Genomic DNA, 26034 nt, shown 5'->3' with positions numbered 1-26034 from the left:
GGGCGTGCCTGCAGCAGTTTGTTTTGCGATCACAACGCAAACGGAAATCGGTTGCGATATTGAATTCTTCACCTGCGGAAATACCAGCTTTGATGCGTGGCCGTGAGTTTGTGTTGTAATCGCAACGCAAACTCATCCCGCCGGGACCTCCGCGAGGCTTCCCCACCTCGCGACTCCGCTGCGCCCGACTCCGGTTGGGCTGGGCGCAGTGGAGGATCCTGTCGCGCCTGTGGCGTCGCGCCTCAACCGGCGCACGCAAGGGCCCGTCCCGGCCAGAAGGTCTCCCCGGCTACAATGAGGCCACCTGAAAGCCCGATGCACCCGAGGAAGACCCATGCCCACTACCGATGACGAGATCTTCATGGCCCAGGCCATCCAACTGTCCCGCGACGCCGCGGCCCACGGCAACGAGCCTTTTGGCGCCCTGCTCGTGCGCGACGGCGAGGTGATCGCCACCAACGAGAACCAAATCTACACCGCCCACGACTACACCTTCCATGCCGAGGCGGGCCTCATCCGCACCTACTGCGCGCAGAGCGGCGAGCCAGACCTCTCCGACTGCACGCTGTACTCCAGCTGCGAACCCTGCTACATGTGCAGCGGCGCGATGGTGTGGTCGCGGGTGGGACGGCTGGTCTACGGTGCCAGCGACATCGACCTGTGCTCGCTCGTCGGCGAGCCGGGCAGCCCCTGCAGCGAGACCGTCTTCGAGCACTCCCACCACGCGCCCGAGGTGACGGCCGGCGTGCTGCGCGACGAAGCGCTCGAGGTGCTCCGCGCCTACTTCGAGCCGCGCGGCGAGAAGAACTGAGAGGCGACGCGGACGCCCGGCCGACGGCTCCGTGACCACCTGCACCGGCCCGAAGCAACCCGCTGATATCCCCGTTGCGGTCATTCTGACATTCTTACTTTCATTCTTACGTTATTAATTGCGGAGAAGGCGCCCCATGGGACAACGAGTCGAGACCGCAGGCCGAACCGTCGAGCTGCCCGGCTGGCTCCAGCCCTGCCGAGCGATGCCGGACGACCCACCCGGTTCGCTCCCCTTCCTGTACCAGATCGCCGGCGACACCGGCGGCTCCACGGGGCTCGTCACCGTCTCCCCGCTGGCCCCGGAGCAGACGATGCCCTTCGGGGAGGCCCGGGCGGTCATCGACGGGATCCACGAGTGCCTTGGGGACGACCAGGGCCTCGTGGAGGTCAAGGCGACGCGCACGCGCGGGGGCGAACCGGTGATCTGGAGCATCGTCAAGACCACCATGGAGCCGTCCGGGGTCCAGTATTTCCTGATGTTGCACCTCGCGACGGCCGCAGGACCGCTCTGCGTCCGGGGCTTCTTCGACGAGGCCGTGGCCACCGGCATGAGGGACACGCTGGTCGCCGCCCGCGGCTACGAGGGCCCGTGGCGGGCGGACCCCTACGATCCGAGCTTCACCCGCGGCAATCTCATGAACCAGTCGGAGGCCGCCGAGTGGGACGCGGCCTTCCCGGCGCACCCATTGTCCAAGGCAAGGAAGCTTGCGCGATATGTCGTGGAGCACAACTAGCGACGGGGCGAAAGGGAGCGGGGCGGCCGCCAACCTCGTCGGCAGCCTGTTCTCAGGACAACAGCCGCCTACCGGCACTTTCGCGGTCATATCAAATAACTCTGACGATGGTTCGCAAACTGATGCCATCGCCGAAGAAACGCCGACGAATGTCACGGCAATGTCACGGAGGGAGGTGATTCCAGCAAAAACAAAGCAGGCCAGAAAGTCCGCTTGACCTTCTGACCTGCGTCTTTGTTGGTCGCGGGGGCAGGATTTGAACCTACGACCTTCGGGTTATGAGCCCGACGAGCTACCAGACTGCTCCACCCCGCACTGTTGGGTGCGCCTCAGCGCACAAAGAAACAATACGCGGGTGCGTGCCACATGTCAAACGCGGACCAAGATGTGGAGGTGTCTCCACATTCCTCGAAGGCCTCCAAGCTTTCGGACGGCGACACCGCCACACCCTCCAGGCCGTGACGCGCCGCTCCCCTACCACCGCGTCTCCGCGCGGGACATGAGGCGCATGCCGTTGAGGATCACGATCACCGCGACGCCCGTGTCCGCGAAGATCGCCGCTCCCATGCCGGCCACGCCGATGGCCGCAAACACGAGCACCGTGAACTTCACGGCGATGGCGAACGCGATGTTCTCGCGCACCACGTTCATCGTCCGCCGCGACAGTCGGAAGAAGCCGGGCAGCTGCTCCAGGTCGCCGCCGAGCAGCGCGACGTCCGCCACCTCGAGCGCGGTGTCGCTCGACGCCGCGCCCATCGTGACGCCCAGGTCGGCCGCCGCGAGCGCCGGGGCGTCGTTGATGCCGTCGCCCACCATCGCCACCGAGAGGCCCTCGGCCTCGAGTGCCTTGACTCGCTCCACCTTGCCCTCGGGCAAGAGGCGCGCGGACAGCTCGGACACGCCGGCCTGGTCGGCCACAGTCCGGGCCACGCGCTGGTCGTCGCCCGTGAGCATCACGGTGCGACGGATGCCCATCCTGTGCAGCGCGGCGATGGCGCCGGCGGTGGTCTCGCGGATGGCGTCGGCCACGGCGATCACGGCCACGGCCCGCCACGCGCCGTCAGCGGACGAGCACAGCACCAGCGAGGTCGCGCCCTTCTCGGCGTTGGCCGCCACGGCCTCCTCGAGCACCGGGGTCCGCTCGGCCAGCTCCGGCTTGCCCACGCACCAGCTGGCACCGTCCACGACGCCCACCACGCCGGCCCCGGGCTCCTCGCGGACATCGGCGGCCGTGCTGCTCGGCGCCTGGGCCTGGTCCGCAGCCACGCACACGGCGGCGGCCAACGGGTGCGTGGACTCCCGCTCCAGGGCCCGGGCCACGGACAGCACGCGCCCGGAGGTCCAGCCGTCGGCCAGCACCGTGAGCCCCTGCACCTCGGGCTCGCCCTGCGTGAGGGTGCCGGTCTTGTCGAACGCCACCGCCTCCACGCGCGAGCCCTTGTCAAAGCACGCGCCGCCCTTGACCAGGACGCCCATGCGCGCCGCGCGGGTGATGGCCGAGACAAAGCTCACCGGCGTGGAGATCACGAGCGCGCACGGGCACGCGATCACGAGCAGCGTCAGGGCGCGCCAGATCCAGGCCTCCCAGTCGGCGCCGCCGGCAAAGAGCGTGAGCGCCACGGGCACGCCGATGCCGAGAATCGCGGCGACGGTCACCACGGCCGGAGTGTACACGGCGGCGAAGCGGTCGACGAAGCCCTCGTACGGCGCCTTCTCGGCCTGCGCGCCCTGCACCATCGAGACGATGCGGGCGAGCGTGCCCTCGCCCGCGGAGCTGGTCACGCGCACGGTGACCGGCGCCACGGTGTTGAGCGTGCCGCCGAAGACCTCCGCGCCCGCGCCCTTGTCGCGCGGCACGGACTCGCCGGTGACGGGCGCCTCGTCGAAGGCGGAGTCGCCGTCCACGATGGTGCCGTCCAGCGGCACGCGAGCGCCGGGCAGCACGCGGACGAGCATGCCAGGCCTCACGTCGGAGAGGGGCACCGTGCGCGTGTCGCCGTTCTCGGACACCACGAGGGCCGTCTCCGGCGCCAGGTCCATGAGACCCTCGATCGAGGTGCGGGTGGTGCGCATGGACCAGCTCTCGAGCCACTCCCCCACCTGGTCCAGGAAGATCACGATGGCGGCGTCGCGGAACACCTCGGGGTCGAGGGCGCCGTTCAGGAGGTCGTAGAAGCCCATGACGAGCGCGCCGAGGACGGCGATGCCCATAAGGACGTTCATGTCGGCTGTGCGGCGGCGTAGCGCCGCGAGCGCCATCGGCGCGACGAAGACGAGGCCCGCGACGGCCCCGGCGGTGTAGACCCACAGGGCCGCTGCCTGCGCGCCCAGGGCAAACTCGCAGATAAGCCCCACCGCGAGGAGCGCGCCGGAGAGCCCGAGCAGCACCTGCGCGCGGTGCTCGTCCCACCAGGACCGCTCGACGCCGAAGCGCTCCTCCTGCTCGGAGGTGAGGTCGAGGTCCTCGCCGCAGGCGCGGACGGCCTTGACGATTGCGCGGCCCACGTCGTCGGGGTTGGCTCCGGGCTCGAGGCTCACGGCCAGGCGTGCCGTGGCATAGGTGAGCGCGGCGTCCGCGACGCCCGGAACGGCACGCACCGCGTCCTCGCAGCTCTTGGCGCAGGAGGGGCAGTCGAGGTCGGCCACCGTGAAGACGAGCGACGCGCGGCCGGCGAGCGCGTGCTCCGAGAAGGTCTCGCACCCGCACGCGTGGCCGTGGTCGCCGTGCTCGTGGTCGGCGCCGCAGCAGTCGTGGTCGTGGTCGCCGTGCTCGTGCTGATGGTCGTGCTCCAGCCCGCACGCCTGCCCTCTGTGCAGCTCCGCCATGGCTAGTCCTCCAGGTTCCAGTGGCCGGCGTGCTCGAGGCCCACGCGGATGAGCGTGGCCACGTGGTCGTCGGCGAGCGTGTAGATCGCGCGCTGGCCCTCGCGGCGCGTCGAGACGAGCCCGCGGTCGCGCAGCAGGCGCAACTGGTGGCTGATCGCGCTCTGGCTCACGCCGCACAGCTCCACGAGGTCGCTGACGGACAGCTCCCGCTGCGTCAGCGCGCCGAGGATGCGGAACCGCGTGTAGTCCGACAGCGCGTCGAAGATCTGCGTGGCGGTGTAGATGACCTCGTCGTCCTGCAGGTACGTGGCGGTGAGCTGCACCTCGTCGGCCCGGGACAGCGGCTCGCTCTGCTCCATGGCGCCCCTTCCGTGAGCGTTCTTCTACCAATGTATGAGCACCTGCTCATATGTTCATTGACAGGAGCATAGCAGGAACGCAGGGCCCGTGCGGCGGGATCGGACACTCGGTTCGCTTCGCCGCGGCTCGTGCATCCCGCACGTCCGCAGAGAACGCACCGCATCGGCTGCTCGATGGACGCGGGTCCCGACAGCGAAGAGCTCCAGCCCTATGGGGACGCAGTGATTGCAAGCAGCCTTAACACACGCGCCCGGAAATGAGGGGATGCACCGGCACAGGACGCCGAGGAAGGGGACGTCATGAACGCCAGCAGCCTCAATGAGAAGACGCGCGACGGCCTCGTGCCGCGCCAAGCGATGATCGGGCTCGGATTCTGCGCCTTCGCGCTCGCCGCGGGCGACGTGGCCGCGCGCATGGGGTACCCGGAAGGCGCGGGCGTTGCCGCCATGGCCGTCGGGCTGTTCGCGTTCGGGCTGTGGACCGCGTGGAAGGCGCAGCGGCCGGCTCGGAAGCCGGAAGCACGGCCGCAGCCGGAGCCGCAGGCGCCGGAGCCGGAGCCGACGCCGGAACCCCTGGCGCCCTGGACGCTCGCGCCCGTGCTCGACGGCCTCGCCGCCGCGCCCGAGCCGCTCGTCTTCTTGCGGCACGTCGTCGAGCAGACCCGCACCGCGGAAGGCCGCGCGGACGGCCTTTTCGACGGTACGGGCGTCGACGGTACGGGCGCCGAGGCCCCCTCCCCCCTCGACCTCTTCCTGGCCGAGCAGCTGGAGCAGGCCGGCCTCTTCTCGCTGCCCCCGGACCTGGCGCTCGTGGCGCGTTTGAACGGCCGCTCCGGCGCCGTGCAACTGGAGCCCGTCGACACCGATGCCCACACGGCCACGGCCGAGGAGCGCCGTTGCGTGCTGGCCTGCGAGGCCGCGCTCAACCGCACCCGCATGGCCGCGACGGCCGCGCGCCCTGCCCTGGGCCACGACGGGCTGCGCGCCTTGTACCAGGCCGTCGAGCTGGGCGAGTCCTCGCTCGCCTCGCAGGCGGCGCACCTCTCGATCCGCGCCTCGGGCACGAGCCCCACCAACGGCGTCACGGGCGAGTGGAACATCCGCCACGCGCTCGCCCTTGGCATCGAGACCCTGCAGGCGCCCTGGCGCATCGAGGCCAACTTCCAGGTGAACGAAGAGGCCGGGCTCTGCGCGCTGGAGATCGTCGCGCCGGACGACGTGGCGCTCGCGCCGCTGGCGTGGGACGCCTCAACGGACGAGCCGGCGCCCGTCGGCGCCGACCAACGTGCCTGGCGCGCCGCCCGTGCGGCCTGCTCGGAGACCCTGCTGCTCACGCGCTATGCCGCCGTGGCCGCCCCGAGGCTCAAAGAGGTGTGGGTCTCGGCCATCGACTCCGACGGGCGGTGCCTGCTCACCGGCCACTGGGCCGTGTCCGAGCTGCTGGCGCTCGACCTGACGGGCGCCCTGGACCCGGTGGCGTTGGTCGTGGGACTGGGCGCGCGGCTCTCGATCCACGAGGGCGGCCTCGCCCCGGTGACGCCGCTGTTCTCGATGGCGGACGAGCGCCTCTCGCCGTCGTGGCGCCGGGAGCTCCCCGAGACCCGCGGGGGCATCGCGACCGTGCCCGAGGACCTCGCGGCGAGCGGCGACCGGCCGTTGGCAGCGTTCGCGGAGGCCGTGGGCGAGGCGCTCGCGCCCTCTGCGCTCGAGAGCGTGCGCGCCGTGAAGGCGCTGGCCGCCGACGCCGTCGCCCGCTACGACGACCCGCGCATCGCCGCGGGCGCGCAGGCGGCCATCGAGGGCCTTGCCTGCGGGACGCTGGCGCCGGAGGACGTCGAGGCCGTGAGGGAAGCCGTCCGCTTCGCGTCGCCTTTGGACAAGGCCGTGCGCTCCGCCGTGACTGCGATGGAGCGCGGCGACGCGCAGGGGATCGTGGACCGACTCGCGCGACCCATCCGCGAGGCGGACGCGCGGTACTCGGACACGGACGCCGTGGTGTGGCGCAGCTTCCACAACTCGCTCGAGCGCGCGGCGTTCAACCGCGAGCGCGCGGCCAGCGGGGACACGCGGGCCCTGCGGCTGGCGCCCGGGACGTTCCACGCCGGGCTGCTCGGGCTGTCGACCGCCTGGATGCAGCTGGGCGACGTGGAACAGGCCCTCGCCTGCGCGCTCCGCGTGCTGGAGCTCGACCCCTGGGACACCGGGGCGCAGCTGCGGTGCGCCCGCTGCTACGAGGCGCTCGGCGACCTGCCGATGGCCGAGGCCACGCTGCGGTCCCTGCTCGAGACCGGCTGGGAGCCCAACACGCTGGCGCTCGCGTACCTGCGCCTGGGCCAGGTGCTTCAGGCCGAGGACGACAAGGCCGGGGCGCTCGCGTGCTACCGCCGGTGCGCGATGACCGCGTCGCCGTGCGCGGAGGTGGCCGAGGCACTCGCGGCACAGCTCGGCGGGGAGTTGCCGGCCGACCTTGCGAAGCCGGTGGAGGCGGCGCTCGAGGAGCGGCGGCTGCCGTGCGCGCCGACCGACACGGTGAGCGACCTTCTGCTGGACGGCCTGCAGGAGACGGTCGACGCCGGGCAGTTCGTGGCGGCGCAGGACTTCGGGCAGGCGGTCGTGGCGCTCTCCGGTGACGACGCCGTTGCCCGCGCGGTGGCATCCCTGGCGTGAGCGCGTGCATTCGGGGACAGTCCCTAAATGCACGCACCGCACGGCAGATGTGCATTTGGGGACTGTCCCTAAATGCACATCATTCGTTTTCTTTGATGGGTGCGTAGAACTCGGCGCCGTCGTCCAGGCGGAGGATTCCCACCTGACCCGTCGGGAACCCGGCGGCCGCCGCGCAGTCGACGCACACCTTGTCGGCCACGCCGCCCGTCTCGGCGCTCGCGCCCACGCGCACGATGCGGCCGCGCCCGTTCTCGTCCAGGGGCAGGCGGTCCAGGGAGCTCGTCAGCGTCGGCAGATAGGTCACCGGCGTGTGGCCGGCCACCACGAGAGGCCCCGCGCCGTTCTCGTCCACGAGCCCCGTTGGCGCGTCCCAGAACTCACCGCGGACCCAGGTGAACGTCTCGGCCGGCTGCTTGGCCAGCTCCTCGTGCAGCGCGCGCTCGGTCCACTCCCCCTCCGGAGCCTCCGCGCGGATGGGCAGGATCCCCGCGTGCGTGAGCACATGGATGCGCCCGTTCACGGTGACCGTCTCGAACAGGGGCAGCCCCTTGACCCAGCGGACAAGGTCCTCGTACGCCTCGGGCGGCATGTCCATCAACGACTCCACCGTCATGCCGCCGCCGTTGATGACCCAGTTGTACCAGGCCTGTTCGTCGTCGGGGTCGGCCACGCTCGCGAGGAAGAGGTCCTCGTGGTTGCCGCGGAGCACCGTCGCGTTGGGCAGCGAGCGGACGAGACGCACCACCTCGCGCGACTGCGGCCCCCGGTCCATCAGGTCGCCGAGCACCACGACGCGGTCCTCCTCGCCCGGCGAGGCGATCGAGAGGGCGTCGTCGAGGGCGCGGTAGTGCCCGTGGACGTCCGAGAGCACATAGGTGGCCATGGGTCCCCTTCTCGAGAACGGCTCCAAGTCAAACCCGGTTCCACACGATACCCGACTTCGCGCATTTCCCAGCCCCAGCGTCTGGGAGCTGCAGCGTCTGGGGCTCACCGGCCGAGAAAGCCCGTAGACTGAAGGCACTGGAGAGAGGAGCAACCATGGGCACCGTTCATGTGGCCGCCGCGCTGATCGTGGCCGAGGGCGCCGTGCTGGCCGCGCGGCGCCGGAAGCCCGCGTACGACGGCCGGTTCGTCGGCCGCTGGGAACTGCCGGGCGGCAAGGTGGAGGAGGGCGAGTCCCCCGAGGACGCCTGCCGGCGCGAGCTGCGCGAGGAGCTCAAGGTGGACCTGGCCGAGCTGTGGCCGCTCGAGACCGTGGACTTCGACTACGACGACTTCCACCTGACGATGGACGTCTTCGTCGGCAGGCTCGCCGAGGGCGTCGAGCCCCAGAACATCGAGCACCAGGAGCTCCGCTGGGTGCGCCGGGACGAGCTCACGGACCTGGCATGGCTGCCGGCGGACGTCACGCTGATGCACCAGCTGCAGGACCGCTGGCCCGAGATGATGGCCGCGGCGGAGCCCGCGTCATGAGCGGCGCCGCGAACGAGGTGCTCGAGCAGCTCTGGGCCCGGAAGTCCGTGCGGGCCTTCTCGGACGAGCCCGTGACCGCCGAGGAGCGCCGGCTGATCCTCGAAGCCGCCTGCCAGGCCCCGACGGCCGGGAACCAGCAGCTGTACACCATCGTCGACGTGACGGACCAGGCGGAGAAGGAGCGGCTGGCGGACCTCTGCGACCACCAGCCGTTCATCGCGAAGGCGCCGTTGGTGCTCGTGTTCTGCGCGGACTGCGACAAGTGGCTGCGCGCCTACGGGTTCGCGGGCATCGAGGCGCGCCGGCCGGGCGTGGGCGACTTGCTGTTGGCGGTGAGCGACGCGAACATCGCGGCCCAGAACGCCGTCATGGCCGCGTGGTCGCTCGGCGTGGGGAGCTGCTACATCGGCGACGTGATGGAGCGGTGCGAGGAGATGCGCGGGCTGCTCGCCCTTCCCGAGTGGGTGTTCCCGGCGGCAATGGTGGTCTTCGGACGCCCGACCGCGCAGCAAGCGGAGCGGCAGAAGCCCTCACGTGTGCCCCTGGGCGCCGTGGTGTGCGAGAACCGCTACGTGCCGTGGGACGAGACGACGGCGCGGGAGGCGCTGGCCGAGCGCGCGGGCATCAAGGGCTACGACGCGTGGGTGCGGGCCTTCTGCGCGCGCAAGTACGAGAGCGGCTTCAGCCGCGAGATGACGAGAAGCGTCGAACAGTACCTCGAGATGTTCCAATGAGCCAGAACCCGATGGGTCCTGGCTCATTGGCATCGGGCGCTATGACGGGATGACGCTCAGATCCTGCCGTCGTTGTCGTCGCCGTACTCCTCGGCGACGTCCAGCTTGGCCGGCGTCACCTTGTTCATGATGAACAGGTACCAGACGAGGCCGACCACGGCGATGACGCAGAAGATCACGAACAGCCGCACGAACGGCCCCGCGTACTCGGGACCCGGCACGAGCCCGAGGTCCGAGAAGTTCGCGATGCCCATCATGCCGCCGAAGATCGCGATGCCGATGGAGCCGGCCACGTTGAGCGCCAGGTCGTTCATGCCGATGGCGCGGCCGGACTGGTCGGGCGCCACGGTGCCCACCACGGTGTCCACCACCGGCGAGTAGAAGAGGCCGATGCCCGCGTACACGATGGCCATGGCGATCCCGATGGCCACGGGCCCGGCCGTGGCGCACGCGGCCGCGAGCGCGAACCCGCAGATCATGAACACGATGGACATGATGATCGTGGCCTTGTGGCCGAGCTTGGCGTCGATGGAGCCGGAGCTGACGGCCATGACCGTCGCGACGATGTAGGCCGCGAGCAGCATCAACGACACGTCGCCGCTCGTCATGCCGTAGACCTGGGCGCCGAGGGCGTTGCAGGTGCCGGCGATGGAGTAGTTGAAGAAGTACAGGATGAAGAAGATGCCGATGGACATCAGCCAGCGGGTGTTGTGGAAGAACTCGTGGGTGATGAACGGCTGCTTCGCGCGCCCGATGTAGACCCAGAACAGCACGAAGAACACCACGGCGCCGAGGAGCAGCCACCAGTTCATGTAGGTGAAGAAGATCGTGAGCAGCGCGAGCGCGACGGCCACGATGGCGAAGCCCGGCACGTCCACATGGACCTCGCCGTAGGCCTCGTCGGGCACGTGCGAGAGGATCGTCGGGATGAAGAACACGCTGACGGCCGGGATCAGGAAGAGGATCGTCCAGTTGAGCGACGCGAGGAAGCCGGCGGCCAGCACGCCGATGGCGGTGGACAGCTGGAAGCCGGCCGTGAAGATGCCGAAGAACGTGACCTTCTCGGCGCCCTCCAGGTAGCGCGCCACGAGCACGAGATAGACGGAGCCGGCCACCTGGCCGCCCGCCGTCTGGATGCAACGGGCGACGATGACCATCCAGATGTTGCCGAAGTTGCAGAAGAAGCCGAGCAGCGAGCCCGCGAGCAAGAGCGCGATGCCCACCGCGAACATCCGCTTGAGGCTCACGAAGTCACCGAGCGACCCGTAGATGAAGCACACGATGCCGAGCACGATGCCCGGGAGCGCGGTGATCAGCGACGCCTGCTCAGGGGCGCCGAGCTGCGTGCCGATCTGCTGGAACACGAGCGTGAAGCCCTGGTTGCACAGGTTGCCGAGGATGAAGATGCAGAGCAGCAGCACCAAGGACGGCTTTATGTCGGGCGCCGGCTCGATCCTGGGCGCCGGAGTGTCGGTGGTTGCCATCGGGGCCTCCTACTTGCAACCGGCCACGAGGCCGGTGATGCGGTTCATGAACTCATCGAGAAAGCGCGGCGCGTCGACCTCGACACAGGCGCCCATCGACTTGTACGGGTCGTTGAGCAGGTCCGGGTTGCCGATGGTCCGGCCGCGCGTCGGCCCCTCCGTGTCCACCATCAGGTTGATCGGCAGGATCGTGACGAGCGACGGGTCGATGGCCACGCCCACGGCGAGCGGGTCGTGCAGGCCGCAACCGCCGAGGTACGGCGCGGTGGTCTCGTAGGCCTTGATGTAGTAGTCGGTGATGTCGGCGAGCTTCTCGCCGGCGACGGTGCCGCACTCGCGCCACTTCTTGGTGTCCTCGTAGGTGAGGAGCGTCTGGAGCGTGACGTCGAGGCCCACCATCGTCGCGGGGATGCCGGAGCGGAACACGAGGTTCGCGGCGTCCGGGTCCTGGTTGATGTTGGCCTCGCAGCAGGGGCTCACGTTGCCGGGCACGGTGAGGGCGCCGCCCATGAGGACCTCGGCGCCGAGCTCGTCCGCGATGGTGGGGTCCTTTTGCAGCGCGACGGCCATATTGGTCTCGGGGCCGGTGGGCACGTAGACGAGGTCCTCGCCATAGGTGTGCACGGCGTCGATGATGAAGTCCACGGCCGGCGTGGCCTCGGGCTCGCGGCCGGAGTCCTCGAGCACCACCTCGCCGATGCCGTTCTTGCCGTGGATGAAGGCCGAGATCTCCATGACCTCGAAGCCGTCCTTCTCGATGGCGTGCGGCTCGCCGAGAAAGACGGGCACGTCGTCGCGGCCGAACAGGTGCAGCACGTCGAGGGCGTTCTTGGCGCTCTGCTCCACGAGCACGTTGCCGTAGGTGCACGTGATGCCGATGAGGTCCACCTCGGGGCTCCCGCAGGCGTACGCGATGGCGAGGGTGTCGTCCACGCCCACGTCGAGGTCCAGGATCATTTTCTTCTGTGCCACTGCAACCTCCAGACACTCGTGCGCAGGCCCGCGCCCGTGGACGCGACCCCTGCGCATGGACCATGACCAACTGTGCCTACGCCCTCCTGCGCGCGGGAGGGTTGGCTACGCTTCTCCCCTGCTTTTGCTCGACGCAACGCACAGAGCGCTGATAATCGGCGGACGGTATTTTCTTAACTGTCTTCAGTTTGAAGTTCCGGGACGTTGATGAGGGACGCAAGGTGGCGCGGGCGCCCGACGGGCTCTGCGGCAGATACAGGGTCCGGGCCGATCACGTGCGGGGCTGCCAGGTGCTCGCACGCGGCGTCCACCTCCGAAAGGAACGCCGGCACCCGACGCGCCCGAGCCTCGACCCACGCGCGAATCCTGCTTCCCACCATCCGCATCTCCCATCGTTGAAGGGAGGCCGCTGCGAGCGCTGCCCGCGTGCGCTGCCTCCGGAGTGTCTCCGAGCCGCGTATCAGGCAACCAGTGGCCTATCGGCGCAAAAAGCAACGACCTGGAGCCGCGCCCCGGTCGCCGGAGGACAGGCTGAGCGCGGTCCCTCTCCCCTGATTTGCAGAGTCGCGTCAGTCGATGTTGAACGGCGTCGTTCGACCGGTGAGCGGTTTTGGGCAACCTGCATCCTTTTGACGACATCTACCAGAGTCTATGTTGTACAGATTGCCTGTCGGCGATATAAGAGCAGAAAGAGGGCCGCTGACCTGCACGAGGTCGACGGCCCTCAAGTCTGCGACGGGGCTAGGACTCCTTGATCTCCTTGCCGCCCGTGACCTGGTCCCACTTGGCCAGCACGTCCTCGCGCATGGCCCCGAACTCGGAGATGTCCTCGGACATCAGGTCCTCGTCGGTGTAGTCCAGCTCCACGCCCTCCAAGCTCGGGATGCAGAGCTTGATGGTGTTCTTCTTGTCCAGCTTGGCCAGCTCCACCAGCATGTCGTCGTTGGAGAACAGCCACTTGATGAATGCCGCGGCGCCGGCAGTGTTGTCCGCGCCCTTGAAGGCGGCGACGCCGTCGGGGATGTAGGGCATCTTGTCCGACGGGTGGACGATCTTCACGGAGTCGTTGAGCAGGTCGTCGAGCGTCTGGTCGATGTAGGTGATGCCGACGCCGAACTCGCCCTGGCTCACCCGTGTGGACGGGTCGCTGCCGCGCTTGGTGTAGAAGGGCACGTTGGCGTTGATGCCCTCGAGGAGCTTCCAGCCCGCGTCCTCGCCCATGTCCTGCAGGATGCCGGCCACGGCCGCGTAGTTGGTGCCCGAGACGGCGGGCGAGCTCATGACGATCTCGTCCGCGTACTGGCTGTCGGGCAGGTCCGTCCAGGCCTTCGGCGCGGTCGCGCCGGCGTCCTTGAGCACGTCCTCGTTCACGATGAAGCCCACCACGGTGACGCCCTTCGAGAACCACAGGTTGTCGTCGCTCTTGAAGCCGGTGGCGAACTTGTCGGCGTCCTCGAAGTCCACCGGCTCCAGGTAGCCGGCGTCCGCCGCGCTCATGAAGGAGTCGATGCCGCCGCCGAACCACAGGTCGGCGCTCGGCGCGCCGCCCTCGGCCTTGATCTTCGACAGCACCTCGCCCGAGCTCATCGACAGGATCTCGTACTTCATGCCGCTGGCCTCGGTGAACTTGTCGAAGAGCGCCGTGTAGCTCTCGTTGGTGGTGACGATGTTCAGGGTCTTCGACGTGTCGAGCCCCTCGAAGATGCCCTTGTCCACCTCGGCGTTGCCGTCGCCGGAGGTGTCCGTGCCCGAGCCCTCGGTCTTGTTGGAGCCGCAGCCGGCGAGCATGCCGCCCGCCACGACGGCCGCGCCCCCGAGAAGGAACGAGCGGCGCGACAGGGCGGGTTGCTTCTGGGTGTGGGACATTGCCTCTCCTTACCACGTGATGGTTCGAACTATGTTGAAGCGCACCTCGGTGCCCACGGGGAACACGTCGGTGTCGCGGCAACGCATGAGGACCTCTTGGCCGCCCACGTCAATCCGGTAGAGCCGTTGGGCGCCGAGGAACGTGGCCTCTGTCACCGTGCCGGACCTGCGGCCGTCGGCTGCGGGCACGGCGTCCTGCTCGCGGAAACGGACCGGGCCAGCGGCGCCGTCCAGCTCGTTCACATGGCCGAGGAACGACGCGCACCAGGCGTCGGCCGGTCGCAGGTACGCCTCCTCCGGCGTCGCGTGCTGGCGCAGGCGGCCGCCGTCCATGAGGGCCACCGTGTCCCCGATGGCCATGGCCTCCTCTTGGTCGTGCGTGACGAAGAGCGTCGTGATGCCAAAGGAGCGCTGGATGCGGCGGATCTCGTCGCGCATCTGCAGCCGGAGCGCGGCGTCCAGGTTGGAGAGCGGCTCGTCCAAGAGGAGGAGCTGCGGGCGGAGCACCAGCGAGCGCGCCAGTGCCACCCGCTGTTGCTGGCCACCGGACAGCTCTTGGATCGAGGAGTCGGCGTGGCCCTCCAAGTGCACCGCCGCGAGCATCTCGAGGGCCTGCCGGCGCCGCTCGGGCGCCGGCACCTTGCGGCAGGCCAGGCCATAGGCCACGTTCTCGACCACCGTGAGGTGCGGGAACAGGGCATAGCTCTGGAACACCGTGGACACTGGGCGGTCCTCCGGTGACAGCCCGGTGATGTCGCGCCCGTCCAGCGCCACCGATCCCGCGGTGGGCTCAAGGTAGCCGCCCACCATGCGGAGCGTGGTGGTCTTGCCGCAACCGGAGGGGCCGAGCAGGCAGCAGATCGTGCCCTCCTCGACGTCCAGGTCCAGACGGTCGACGGCGCAGGTGTCGCCGTAGCGCTTGGTCAGGCCGCGAAGCTCGAGGAACATCAGCGGGCCTCCTTGTCAGTGGTGGGGCCGGCGACGCCCAGGTCGGCCGACGGCGCCTCGGTGCCGGTGCCGGCGGGAACGGGCGCGCCCGGCCGGGGGGCTCGAGAGGAGATGCGCGACGCGAGCACATCGCCCACGAGCGTCACCGCCATCAGCACGACGGCCACCGCCGCCGCGTTGCCGTACTTGCCGCCCGAGAGCGCGTCGAAGAGCTGCACCACGGCCGTCTTGGTGGAGGGCGCCACGAGGAACAGCAGCGCGCCGTAGCTCATCATGGCCGACGAGAACCCGTTGACGAGGCTCACCGCCGCAGCCTCGCGCACGTTGGGCCAGATCACGTCGCGGAACATGCGCGCCTCGCCGGCGCCGAGCCCGCGCGCGGCCATGTCCAGCTCGCGGCTCACCTGGGCCATCGAGCTGGAGAAGGCGTCGGCGGAGATGGCCAACTGCTTGGTGGCCAGCACGAGGACGAGGATCAGCGCGCCGCCGGTGAGCTTGACGCCCCAGGCGCCGTTGAAGGCCAGGATGAACCCAAGGCCAAGGCACGTGCCCGGCAGCATGTAGGGCATCGAAAGGCAGAAGGACAGCACGCGCGAGCCCGCGACCCGCTTGCGCGCGGTGAAGTACGCGGCCACCGCACCGAGCACCGTCGCGAGGGCGGCGGCCAGGATGCCGTAGAGCAGGCTCCGCCCCAAGGGCGCGAGGTCGTAGGCGGCCAGGTGCTCGAAGTTCTCGAGCGTGAAGGGCGCGCCGGCGCCGACGCCGCGCACGAAGGCCGAGCGGACGACCGTGAGGTAGAGCACCACGATGAAGGCGCCAAAGGTGACGGCCACGACGTGCAGGGCCGTCGAGACAGGGCCGGCCATGCGCCAGGCGGGGGCGTCGGCGCGGCCGCCGTGCGTGCCCTCGACGAGGCGCGCGGTCCGGGCGTCGAGCCGCTTCTGGGCAAAGAACACGAGCCCCGACACCGCGAGGAGCACCATGTTGAGCACGGCCACCGCCGACAGGTCCGAGTAGCCCACCAGCTGCACGTAGATCTGCGTGGCCACCGTGTTGAACGCGCCGCCGATGACCACCGGCGTGCCGTAGTCCGAGATGGAGCGGATGAACGTGAGCAGCAGGCATACGAGAATCGCGGGGCCGGCCACCGGCAGCACCACGGTGCGCAGGACGCGCCCGGGCCGGGCGCCGAGGCCGCGCGCCGCCTGCATCAGCGCCGGGTCGATGCGAGAGAGCACGGCCGTCAGCAGCAGCACGTCGAGCGCGCAGAAGAAGAGCGCCTGCATGACCACGACGCCCTGCCAGCCGTAGGGGCTCACCGAGAGCCCGAGCAGCCCGTGGGTGACGAGGCCGCGCTTGCCGAACAGCTGGATGTACGCCAGTGACGCCACGAACGGCGGGCTCGCCATCGAGAGCAGCACGGCCACCTGCAACGGCCTCCGCAGGCGCGGCGCGCCGAACGTGATGCAGAGCGACACCGCGAGCGCAAGGCCTGTGGCGAGGACCGCTGCCATGGCGCCCGAGAAGCAGCTGTTCCAAATCTCGGTGGCGCTGTTCGCGAGCACCGAGGCGTAGCGCTCCCCCGCCGCGACCAGCCCGCCGTCGAGGCTCTGGGCCACCATCGCCACGAGCGGCAACGCCGAGAAGCACAGGACAAAGAGCACGACGAGCAGGAGCGCCGCCGCGGGCACGGCTCGTTCCACACGCGAGCGGCGGGGCGCAGGGAGCGCGGACGGCCTGGGGTCGACGGCTCTCATGGGCGCGCCGCCCCAGAGTGGCAGCGCGCGACGACCAAGGCACGTCCGAATGCGCTGACACCTGCCATGGCCTCGTCTCCTTCCCGGTCGCATGAGGGCTCGGTACCCGTTCCAAAGTGTCCCTTGCAAAGCGGCCGCCCGAGCGGCCTGCTCCGTCGGCCTCAGTCCTGACGCCTACTCCAACGGCCGCTCCCCCGGCACCGGCTCCGTCGACGTTGTGATGTGCTTGTACGCGAACAGATAGAACACCATGCCCACGAGAGCCACCAGGCCGTAGATCAGGAACAGGTTGGAGCTGGCCACGGCGGCGCCGGCCACGCCGAGGAAGTTGTTGGCCGGCGTGGCGGCGGTCACCGACATCATCGGCGTGAAGACCGCGACACCGATGGACGCGGACACGTTGATGGCGAGGTCGTTCATGCCGACGGCGCGGCCGCTCTCCTCCGGCGAGACGGTGCCCACCACGGTGTCGAAGTACGGCGAGTACACGAGCCCCGTGCCGCCGAAGATCACGCAGGACGCGAGAGCGATGGCCAGTTGCCCCTTGTCCACGACGAACGCGGTGACCCAGAAGCCGGCCAGCAGCAGGCCGGCGGACAGGAGCGCCGTGGGCTTGCGGCCAAGCTTGGTGTAGATGGCGCCCGAGTTGGTCGCCACGATGATCCAGACCACGTAGGCCGGGATCAAGAGGAGCGACACCTGGGCCGAGTCCATGCCGCAGAGACCGGCGCCGAGGGACCGATAGGTGGGCGCGATCACGTGGTTGTAGAAGTAGAAGATCACGAGCAGGCACACGGCCATGAGCCAGCGGCTGTTCTTGAAGAACGCCGGCGTGATGAAGGGCTGCTCGGCCTTGTGGATGTAGACGGCGAACGCAACGAAGGCCACCGCAGCCGCGGCGAGCACCCACCACTGGTACGCGCCGAAGAAGAACGTGAGCAGGCTGATGCCGATGCCAAAGATCACGAAGCCGGGCACGTCCACGTGCTGGGAGGGGCCGGACTCGCCGTCGGGCAGGCCGCGCAGGATGCTCGGAACGCAGAACACGGACAGCACCGGGATCATGAACAGCCACGCCCAGCCCACGGTCACGAGCACGCCGCCGCAGACAAGGCCGACGATGGCGGCCGCAGCGTACACCGCGTTGAAGATGCCGAAGTACTTCACGCGGTCCCGGCCCTCCAGGTAGCGGGCACAGAGGATCAAATAGATCGAACCGGACATCTGGCCGCCGGCCGTCTGTATCGCGCGCATGACGACGACCATCCACACGTTGTCGAAGTGGAGGAAGAACCCGCCCAGGGAGCCCACCAACAGGAGCACCATGCCGGCCACGAACATCTTGCGGAGCGACACGAAATCGCCGAGGCCGCCGTAGATGAAGCAGAAGATGCCGAGCAGGGAGCCGGGCAGGGCCGTGATCATCGAGGCCAGAGGGCCGGCGTCGATGGCCGTGCCGATGGCCTGGTACACGTAGTTGAACGCCTGGAAGCAGAGCATGCCGAGCGCATAGACGAGGCACATCAGCACGAGGGTCCGCTTGAGGGACCCAAGGGACGGCGCGGGGACGGCGGTCGTCGCCGTTTCTGGCCGGGTGTCGGGAACGGGAGGCGGGACCTCTGGCCCTGCCTCCCGTTCTTGGTGGTGCGCATCGGGTTGGTTCAACGTGCTCACGGCGGCCTCCGCTCCTCGGGGCCGGCTATCGCACTCCGGCCCATGCCTACAGAGCGCCCGGCGACTGGGCGCAAAAGGGAACGACCGAGGCCCAAGTCCTCGGTCGCGGTGCTCTTAGTGCCCGAGCTGCGGGGCCCGACTCGGCTGGCACGGTGGCATCAGGCCGAACGGTCGCGATTCGACCGTGAACGGTCTTATTACGGTGCATGGAATTCGATTGGGCGTACCAGTGCCTATGTCTCTGTGTTCGGTCTCATAACATAAGGTTTGGTTGCATCATGCCGGCGCTGCCGCCGGCTGCGCCAGGGCGTCCGCGATGCGCCGGGAGACCTGCTCCCAGGCCGCAGGCGAGAGGTCCGCCGTCGGCGCGGTCGCCGCCAGCGACACGGCGATGGCTGCGGCCAGGCGCTCCTCGAACGCCGGAAGGGCGCCCGGCTCCGGTTTGTCCACGTCCGCCATGGGCGGCAGGCCCACCCACTGCACCGGCGCGCCCGGAACCTGCGCCTCGATCCACGGGCGCACGCCCGCAAGGTCGGTGCACACCGCCTTGCAGCCGCAGGCCATCGCCTCGACCAGCACCAACGGCATGCCCTCGAAGAAGCTGGGCAGCGCAAAGACCTCGGCGCGGCGGTACTGTTCGGCCACGTCGTCGGGGGTCAGGCGACCGAGGAACTCCACCGGCACCGGGCACTGCTCGGCCAGGGCCTCGGCCTCCGCGCGCTCCTCCTCGGCCACGCCCCAGCCGCCGGCCAGCCGGAGCACCGACGGCGCGTTGCCCTGCTCGGCAAGCAGCGACATCGCCCGCAGCAGCGACGGCACGCCCTTCGCGCGGCAGATCTTGCCCACGTAGAGCAGCGAGCCGGCCTCACGGGGCACGGAGTCGTCGCGACAGAAGCGATGCGCATCGAAGCCCGCGCCCACCACGAGGATGCGCCGGGGCTCGACGCCATAGGTCTCGACGACCTGCTCCGCCTGACCCTCCGTGAGGCAGAGCACGAGGTCCAGCTCGCGCATGGCCCGCGCGATGCGCTCCCGCTCCAGCCCGTGCTGCGCCCATTGCCGCAGGTCGGTGGAGTGGCACACCGCCGCCACGGGCACGTCTCGGACCTGCTCGCGCACGAGGGCCGTCAGCAGGTACAGGTGGTGGCAGAGCACGACGTCCGGCTCGAACTCCTCCACCGCGCGCGCCAGCGCCGCCGAGAAGGCCGCCTCGAACTGCTCGCGCATGGTCGGCGTCAGGTCGCGGTAGCGCGTCGCGGGGTACGGCATCACGTCGCTCATGCCGCACACAGGGAACGGTAGCTCGGGGGTCTCGAAGCGCACAGGGTACACGGCGGCGCGGCTGTCGATCGCGTCCAGCGGGTCGGTCTCGGCGACGCCGCAGATCACGGCCGTCTCGTGGCCGGCCTCCTGCTGGCAGCGCACCGTCTGCGCGAGGTAGACGCCGCTCCCGGTGGAGTCGGGCTTTTGGGCGGTGATGTTGAGGATGCGCATGGGGCCTCCGGGGGTCGCGGCGTACGACGGAACGGTACCCGTCCACCCGCACGCCCCAACGGAGGGCGGGTCACAGCGGTCTCGCCGGCCCCTAGCGGGCGGCGATGCCGCGCAGGTAGGCCTGCAGCTCGGGGAAGCCGCCGTGCTCCCAGGCCTCGAGGTCCGTCCCCTCGGGGGCGATCAGGCTGTCCGTGAGGATGAACACCCCCATGCCCACCTGGGCGGCCGCGGTGTCTTCGGTGAGGTCGTTGCCCACCATGAGGCAGTGCTCGGGCGCGACGCCGAGGCGCTCGGCCACCTCCGAGAAGTACGCCGGGTTGGGCTTGCAGGTGCGGCTGTCCTCGTAGGTGGTGACGAGCTCGAACGTGTCCGGGTCCATGCCGGCCCAGCGCACGCGGCTCAAGGTCGCCACCGCCGGGAAGATGGGGTTCGTGGCGAGCGCCACGCGGAAGCCCAGATTCTGGGCCAGCGCGACGGTCTCGGCCGCGCGCTCGTCGTAGCCGCAGCTGGGCTGGGCCTGTTGGAACTCGTGGGCGTAGAAGTCCTCGAAGACCGGCTTGTCGTTGAGGCGCGCGGCGCCCAGGCGAGCCGCGAAATCGTCCCAGAAGGCGTCCTCGTTGGTGCGCGAGCCGTCGTTGGCCGCCATGGCGCCCACGCCCGACCAGATGGCCTTGACGAGCTGCTTGGGGTCGTAGCCCAAGGGGGCCATCTTCTGCGCCAACAGACCGAGATAGGCGTGGACGAAGGTTTCTTGATCCATGGGCAGCAGCGTGCCGTCCAGGTCGAACAGAACGGTGGTGATGTCAGCCATCGGCCCCTCCCTCTCGCGAGCCCTCACCCTACCACGCGGACGCTTCGGAGAGAGCCCTTTGTCCACGGTTGGACGCTCGGGAGAGGGCCGTTTGTCCACGCTGTCGCGGGATGGAGCGTGGACATTTCGCTTTGACCGAAGCGTCCAGGTCCGGACAAACGGCTTTGACCGAAGCGTCCACGGGCGCGGTGTCCCTTCCGTGAGCCGGGGCGCGACCGGGCGGCCGCCCCGAATCCAGGGAATAGGACCTGCAATCCGCCCAGGAAAGGGGACCTATGTCTGACAAGAACCCGCAGGCCACGCCCGCGCAGGTGCAGAAGGCCGAGAAGACCGTCCGGCTCACGTCCGAAGAGAAGGCCTTCGAGAGCTCCCTCGCCCAGATGTCGCCGTTCGAGGTCAAGAACCTGCTGCTCGGCTACGCCCGCGAGGACTGCAAGGCCTCCGCGCACACGCTGCTCAACGCCGGCCGCGGCAACCCCAACTGGATCAGCACCACCCCGCGCGAGGCCTACTACCTGCTCGGCTCCTTCGGCATCGAGGAGGCCAAGCGCTCGATGAACGAGCCGGACTTCGACCTGGCGGGCATGCCGCAGAAGCAAGGGATCGGCCAGCGCTTCCTGGACTTCCTCGACCGCAAGAAGGGCGAGGCCGGAGAGGAGTTCCTCAGCGACTGCGTCGTCTACCTGCAGCAACACGGCTACAACCTCGACTCCGTCGCCTTTGAGTGGGCCCAGGGCATCAACGGCTGCGAGTACCCGATGCCCGAGCGCATCCTCGACAACACGCAGCGGATCTGCCAGAGCTGGGTGGACCTCTCAATGGCCGGCGGCACGCTCGACGGCAGCGACTTCGACCTCTTCGCCACGGAGGGCACCACGGCCTCGATGTGCTACCTGTTCTACTCGCTCAAGTGCAACTTCCTGATCCAGCCCGGCGACAAGATCGCGCTGATGACGCCCATCTTCACGCCGTACCTCAACATCCCGCTGCTGAACGACTACGACCTTGATGTGGTCACCATCCAGGCGAGCCAGGTGGACGCCGACGGCCTCCACGCCTGGCAGTACCCGGAAGAGGAGCTCCAGAAGCTCGCCGACCCGTCCGTCAAGCTGCTCTGCGTCGTGAACCCGAGCAACCCGCCGAGCGTCGCGATGGCCGAGGACTCCCAGAAGCGCCTCGCGCAGATCGTGCTCGAGAAGAACCCGAACCTCATGATCATCGCGGACGACGTCTACGGCACCTTTGTCGAGGACTACCGCTCCATCCTCGTCGACCTGCCCGAGAACACCGCCTGCTGTTACTCGTTCTCCAAGTACTTCGGCGCCACCGGCTGCCGCTTGGCCATCGTCGCGATCCAGCACGGCACCAACGTGTTCGACCGCCTCATCAAGGCGCTGCCGGACGACAGGAAGGCCGTGCTCGAGAAGCGCTACGCCTGCCTCACCGACCACATCGAGGACGTCGCGTTCATCGACCGCATGGTGGCGGACTCGCGCCTCGTGGCCCTCAACGGCACGGCCGGCCTCTCGACGCCGCAGCAGGTGCAGATGTCGCTCTTCGCGCTCCACGGGCTGCTCGACGCAGACAAGGTCTACCAGCACCGGATGCAGGAGATCCTCGCCGACCGCAACGGCTACCTGTGGAAGAGCCTCGGCTGGAAGCTGCCGGAGAACCCTCTCCGCGCCAATTACTATTCGCTCATCGACCTCGGCCTCTGGGCGCGGCGGCTCTACGGCGCGGACTTCGAGGCATGGCTCAAGGAGAACTACAGCTCCCTCGACATCGTGATCCGCCTCGCGCGCGACACCGGCATCGTGCTGATGAACGGTGCCGGGTTCGACGGGCCGGACTGGTCGGTGCGCGCGAGCCTTGCGAACCTCGACGTGACGGACTTCATCCAGATCGGCGTGCACGTGAAGGACATGCTCGGCGAGTACGCGACGGCCTGGAAGGCGGAGACGGGGCAGTAGGGTCTGCCCCGTATCGGCGCTCTCGCGCGAAGGCGCCGATACGGGGTCAACTGTTTGAGACTTTGCCTCAGCATCGAGCGTTTCTCGGCGCGGCGCGGCGTTTCTGCCGGGATTTGGACGATGCGGGGTAAACCGTGCAAACCTTTGCCCAGTATCGTGCGAGCCGCGCGAGGAGGCTCATCCGGGGCGCCCTCCCTCATCCGGGGCGCCCTCCCAGCAGAACGAAAGCGGGCGCATCCCCCGCAAGGGACGCGCCCGCTCCTCTCACCGGCGAGAAATGACCGCCGCTTTCGCAGCCTTACGCCAAGCGCCCGAACGCCAGCCTCAGGAACGCCTGGATACGGCTCGCACGGGCCTGTCGGGCCTCACGCCGCTGGGCATGGAACGGCTGCCCGTCGCCCCACACCATCGAAAGGACCTTGAGTTCCTCGGACATAAGCGTCTCCTTCCGTCCGGCACCGTCACAGGTGCGCCCCGTTATGTTTCGTCATTGTTACTGTATCCAGAACATAAGGTCCCATGCAAGCGCGCAACCGGAATTCTCCGCTTGTATTGAACAAAGTCCCTCGATGAATGCGACCTGATGTTTTCGCAGGTAATCAGGGACTCCAGCGACGCTTTACCGCACTGGTGCGACACAGGCACTCGTTGCATCTTTTGCATTATTCAGCGACGATACATATGTTCTATCTTGCGGACGGGACCGCCCGGGACCCCATGGAGTAGAATCCAAGCGTTGCTAAAAGGAGCGTCCCCGGAGCGGAGGGTCCATGGCCACGTCCGACAACGACTCGCCCAAGAACCCCCGCCGCGACAACGGGGGCGCCGAGCGCAGGCAGCCCGACCAGCGGCCACACAACCCCCGCACGCCCAACATCGGCAACCAGGTGCGCGACGCCGTGCAGGGCGCTATCGACTCCCAGCAGTTCCAGGACCTGTCGAGCACGGTGGCGGCGAGCCTCGACCTGGCGGCCCAGGGCATCTCACAGGGGCTCTCGCAGGCCGGTGAGGCCATGAAGCAGGCGTCGGCCTCCCCTGCCGCCCAGAACCTCGCCCAGAACGTGGGCCAGGCCGCCAGCTCGGCGGTGAAGTCCGCAACGGAGGCGGTCGCGTCCTACGCGTCCGAGGCCCAGCGACGCCAGGAGCTCGCGCGAGTGGAGAAGCGTTTCGGAAGCCCCGCCGCGCTCTCCGGCACCGGCACCGTGATGGCCGTCACCGGCGCCATCCTGACCTTCGACATGGCCCTCGCGACGGCGGCCTTCGTCAGCATCGGCATGGTGGTGCCCCTCGTCTTTTCGGTGGTGCTGCTGTTCTTCTGCATCACCCTGCTGCGGAACGGGATCAAGCGGCGCAAGACCGCCCAGCAGTTCAAGCGGTACAAGCGCACGATCGGCTCGGACGAGATGGTGCCCATCGCATCGCTCGCCTCGGCCACGGGGACCTCAGAGGGCGAGGCGCTCTCCAACGTCCGGTCGATGCTCGACCGCGGCCTCTTCCGAGAGGGGCGCCTCGACGACGCCCAGGCCACGCTGATCCTCACGGACGCGGCGTACCAGCGGTATCGCGAGGCGCGGGCCCGCAAGCAGAACGCGCGGCGCGCGAACATGGCGGCGGCGAACGGCTGGACCGTGCGCGAGGTGGCGGCCGAGGACGTGCGCGTCGAGACCGTCGAGCGCGCGGCGAAGGCGCAACCGAAGCCGGAGCCCGAGCGACAGCTCTCGCCCGAGGCCCGGGCGCTCCAGGAGAAAGGCGACGCGTACCTTGCACAGCTCCGGGAAGCGGACGAGGACATCGAGGACGAGGCAGTCAGCGCGAAGATCGTGGCCATCGAGACCGTGGTGGGCAAGATCATCGACCACGCGACCGAGAACCCCCAGGTCATCGGCGACCTCCAGCAGCTCATGAACTACTACCTGCCGATGACGGTGAAGCTCCTCGACGCCTACGCGGACCTCGAGGCGCAACCGGTGCAGGGCGAGAACATCACGAACTCCAAGCGCGAGATCGAGAAGACCCTCGACACCCTGAACCACGCCTTCGAGAACCTCCTGGACGACCTCTTCCGCGACATGAGCTGGGACGTCTCGAGCGACATCGCGGTGCTCCACACCGTGCTCGCGCAGGAGGGGCTGCTCGACGACCCCTTCGCGGCGCCGTCGCCCGACGGCGCCGACGCGCCTGATACTCTCAAATAGACCCACCGACCGCACGACCACGACCACGGCGCCTGCCCGCCCGGGAAAGGACTTTGCATGGCTGAGGACAACGAGATCACCATCGACGACCTTACGGACTTCGAGGCCGCGCCGAGCCCGAGCCTGACGCTCTCCCCCAGCCTCGGCCAGGAGGAGGAGACCGTCACCGTGACCGTGGCCGAGAAGGCGCAGGCGCCCCAGCTGGACGACTCCCTCTCCGTCGAGGAGCGCAAGCAGGTGGACGCGTTCTCCAAGCAGATCGACATCTCCAACTCGACGCAGATCATGCAGTACGGCGCCGGCGCGCAGAAGAAGATGGCGGACTTCTCGCAGGCGACCCTCGAGAAGGTCAGGACCCAGGACCTCGGCGAGGTGGGCGACATGATCACCGGCGTGGTGACCGAGCTCCGCAACCTCGACGCCGAGGAGGAGAAGGGCCTCTTCGGATTCTTCAAGAAGCGGGGCAACAAGCTCGCGACGATCAAGACGCGCTACGACAAGGCCGAGGCCAACATCGAGAAGGTCGTGGACGCGCTCAAAGACAACCAGATGCAGCTGATGAAGGACTCGGCGACGCTGGACAAGCTCTACGACCTCAACATGACCTACTTCAAAGAGCTCACGATGTACATCCTCGCGGGCAAGCAGCGCGTGGAGGAGGTCAAGAACGGCGAGCTCAAGGAACTGCGCGCGAAGGCCGCCACGAGCGGCCGCACCGAGGACGCCGAGGCGGTGCAGAAGCTCGAGAGCCAGATCGACCGCTTTGAGAAGAAGCTCTCGGACCTCGACCTCTCCCGCACCATCTCGATGCAGACGGCCCCGCAGATCCGCATGGTGCAGAACAACGAGATCCTGATGATCGAGAAGATCCAGACCACGTTGGTGAACACCATCCCGCTGTGGAAGAGCCAGATGGTGCTGGCCCTGGGCATCGCGAACGCCGAGGCGGCCGTCAAGGCGCAGCGCACGGTGACGGACACCACCAACGAGCTGCTGCGCAAGAACGCCGAGCTGCTTAAGACGTCCACCACCGAGGTGGCGCGCGAGTCCGAGCGCGGCATCGTGGATCTCGAGACGCTCAAGGCCACGAACGAGTCGCTGATTCAGACCTTCGACGAGGTCATGCAGATCCAGCAGGAGGGGCGCCAGAAGCGCGCGGAGGCCGAGAAGGAGCTGCGCGAGATGGAGCGGGAGCTGAAGCAGAAGCTGCTCGAGGTGCCGAGGGGCTAGGGGCTCCGGCCGAGCGCGCGCGGACAG

20 protein-coding genes and 1 tRNA gene are annotated in these 26034 nt (G+C 68.8%); 8 read left to right on the top strand and 13 right to left on the bottom strand.

Annotated features, from left to right (window positions below; translation table 11 throughout):
- Positions 1 to 334 precede the first annotated feature (334 nt).
- Positions 335 to 811, top strand: a complete 477-nt coding sequence (locus QJ043_RS01145) for a nucleoside deaminase (protein WP_283712334.1) — start codon at positions 335 to 337, stop codon at positions 809 to 811.
- A gap of 136 nt (positions 812 to 947) precedes the next feature.
- The gene (locus QJ043_RS01140) at positions 948 to 1547 is read left to right on the top strand and encodes a hypothetical protein (protein WP_283712333.1); all 600 of its coding nucleotides are present in this window, start codon (positions 948 to 950) and stop codon (positions 1545 to 1547) included.
- A gap of 238 nt (positions 1548 to 1785) precedes the next feature.
- Here the strand turns inward: QJ043_RS01140 and QJ043_RS01135 are convergent.
- From QJ043_RS01135 to QJ043_RS01125, 3 genes are all read right to left on the bottom strand, one after another.
- Positions 1786 to 1862: transfer RNA gene (locus QJ043_RS01135), tRNA-Met, on the bottom strand.
- Between the two features lie 159 nt (positions 1863 to 2021).
- Complete coding sequence (locus QJ043_RS01130; protein WP_283712332.1) at positions 2022 to 4373, bottom strand: heavy metal translocating P-type ATPase; 2352 nt, start codon at positions 4371 to 4373, stop codon at positions 2022 to 2024.
- Positions 4374 to 4375: 2 nt separating this feature from the next.
- Positions 4376 to 4732, bottom strand: coding sequence for an ArsR/SmtB family transcription factor (locus QJ043_RS01125; RefSeq protein ID WP_283712331.1), 357 nt, complete (start codon positions 4730 to 4732; stop codon positions 4376 to 4378).
- A 300-nt stretch (positions 4733 to 5032) separates the two neighbouring features.
- Between QJ043_RS01125 and QJ043_RS01120 the strand changes: the two genes are divergently transcribed.
- Complete coding sequence (locus tag QJ043_RS01120) at positions 5033 to 7399, top strand: tetratricopeptide repeat protein (RefSeq protein ID WP_283712330.1); 2367 nt, start codon at positions 5033 to 5035, stop codon at positions 7397 to 7399.
- Positions 7400 to 7478: 79 nt separating this feature from the next.
- Here QJ043_RS01120 and QJ043_RS01115 read toward each other — a convergent pair whose 3' ends face one another.
- On the bottom strand, positions 7479 to 8282 hold the full coding sequence (locus tag QJ043_RS01115) for a metallophosphoesterase family protein (RefSeq protein WP_283712329.1): 804 nt from the start codon (positions 8280 to 8282) through the stop codon (positions 7479 to 7481).
- A gap of 155 nt (positions 8283 to 8437) precedes the next feature.
- On the opposite strand from QJ043_RS01115, the gene QJ043_RS01110 reads away from it, so the two are divergent.
- Together QJ043_RS01110 and QJ043_RS01105 are read left to right on the top strand one after the other, a co-directional pair.
- A complete protein-coding gene (locus tag QJ043_RS01110) occupies positions 8438 to 8872 on the top strand; it encodes a (deoxy)nucleoside triphosphate pyrophosphohydrolase (protein WP_283712328.1) in 435 nt (144 codons plus the stop codon).
- Positions 8869 to 9606, top strand: a complete 738-nt coding sequence (locus QJ043_RS01105) for a nitroreductase family protein (protein ID WP_283712327.1) — start codon at positions 8869 to 8871, stop codon at positions 9604 to 9606. The genes QJ043_RS01110 and QJ043_RS01105 overlap by 4 nt, the downstream gene beginning before the upstream one ends.
- A gap of 56 nt (positions 9607 to 9662) precedes the next feature.
- Here QJ043_RS01105 and QJ043_RS01100 read toward each other — a convergent pair whose 3' ends face one another.
- The 8 genes from QJ043_RS01100 to QJ043_RS01065 all read right to left on the bottom strand — a co-directional run bounded on the left by QJ043_RS01100 (position 9663) and on the right by QJ043_RS01065 (position 20612).
- Entirely contained in the window at positions 9663 to 11090 is a 1428-nt protein-coding gene (locus QJ043_RS01100; RefSeq protein ID WP_283712326.1) for an MFS transporter, read from the bottom strand.
- A gap of 9 nt (positions 11091 to 11099) precedes the next feature.
- Positions 11100 to 12062, bottom strand: a complete 963-nt coding sequence (locus QJ043_RS01095; protein WP_283712325.1) for a nucleoside hydrolase — start codon at positions 12060 to 12062, stop codon at positions 11100 to 11102.
- Positions 12063 to 12803: 741 nt separating this feature from the next.
- A complete protein-coding gene (locus QJ043_RS01090) occupies positions 12804 to 13928 on the bottom strand; it encodes a substrate-binding domain-containing protein (protein WP_283712324.1) in 1125 nt (374 codons plus the stop codon).
- A gap of 9 nt (positions 13929 to 13937) precedes the next feature.
- A complete protein-coding gene (locus tag QJ043_RS01085) occupies positions 13938 to 14876 on the bottom strand; it encodes an ABC transporter ATP-binding protein (RefSeq protein WP_283712323.1) in 939 nt (312 codons plus the stop codon).
- A complete protein-coding gene (locus tag QJ043_RS01080; RefSeq protein WP_283722697.1) occupies positions 14876 to 16579 on the bottom strand; it encodes an ABC transporter permease in 1704 nt (567 codons plus the stop codon). The genes QJ043_RS01085 and QJ043_RS01080 overlap by 1 nt, the downstream gene beginning before the upstream one ends.
- A 228-nt stretch (positions 16580 to 16807) precedes the next feature.
- Positions 16808 to 18307, bottom strand: a complete 1500-nt coding sequence (locus tag QJ043_RS01075) for an MFS transporter (RefSeq protein WP_283712321.1) — start codon at positions 18305 to 18307, stop codon at positions 16808 to 16810.
- Positions 18308 to 18583: 276 nt separating this feature from the next.
- The gene (locus tag QJ043_RS01070) at positions 18584 to 19801 is read right to left on the bottom strand and encodes a glycosyltransferase family 4 protein (protein WP_283712320.1); all 1218 of its coding nucleotides are present in this window, start codon (positions 19799 to 19801) and stop codon (positions 18584 to 18586) included.
- A gap of 91 nt (positions 19802 to 19892) precedes the next feature.
- Positions 19893 to 20612 carry an HAD family hydrolase gene (locus QJ043_RS01065; protein ID WP_283712319.1) on the bottom strand — a complete coding sequence of 240 codons (720 nt, stop codon included), beginning with the start codon at positions 20610 to 20612 and terminating at the stop codon, positions 19893 to 19895.
- A gap of 275 nt (positions 20613 to 20887) precedes the next feature.
- Here QJ043_RS01065 and QJ043_RS01060 point away from each other — a divergent pair, with 275 nt between their 5' ends.
- The gene (locus QJ043_RS01060) at positions 20888 to 22582 is read left to right on the top strand and encodes a bifunctional aspartate transaminase/aspartate 4-decarboxylase (protein ID WP_283712318.1); all 1695 of its coding nucleotides are present in this window, start codon (positions 20888 to 20890) and stop codon (positions 22580 to 22582) included.
- A gap of 298 nt (positions 22583 to 22880) precedes the next feature.
- On the opposite strand, the gene QJ043_RS01055 is transcribed toward QJ043_RS01060, so the two are convergent.
- Entirely contained in the window at positions 22881 to 23018 is a 138-nt protein-coding gene (locus QJ043_RS01055) for a hypothetical protein (protein ID WP_283712317.1), read from the bottom strand.
- Between the two features lie 334 nt (positions 23019 to 23352).
- Between QJ043_RS01055 and QJ043_RS01050 the strand changes: the two genes are divergently transcribed.
- Both QJ043_RS01050 and QJ043_RS01045 read left to right on the top strand, forming a co-directional pair.
- Positions 23353 to 24777: a 5-bromo-4-chloroindolyl phosphate hydrolysis family protein gene (locus QJ043_RS01050; RefSeq protein WP_283712316.1), complete on the top strand. Its 1425-nt coding sequence runs from the start codon at positions 23353 to 23355 to the stop codon at positions 24775 to 24777.
- Between the two features lie 57 nt (positions 24778 to 24834).
- On the top strand, positions 24835 to 26007 hold the full coding sequence (locus QJ043_RS01045) for a toxic anion resistance protein (RefSeq protein WP_283712315.1): 1173 nt from the start codon (positions 24835 to 24837) through the stop codon (positions 26005 to 26007).
- Positions 26008 to 26034 lie beyond the last annotated feature (27 nt).

Origin of the sequence: Kribbibacterium absianum (assembly GCF_030067705.1) — a bacterium.
GTDB lineage: Bacteria > Actinomycetota > Coriobacteriia > Coriobacteriales > Atopobiaceae > Kribbibacterium > Kribbibacterium absianum.
This window is presented reverse-complemented; position numbering and strand designations above follow the sequence as displayed.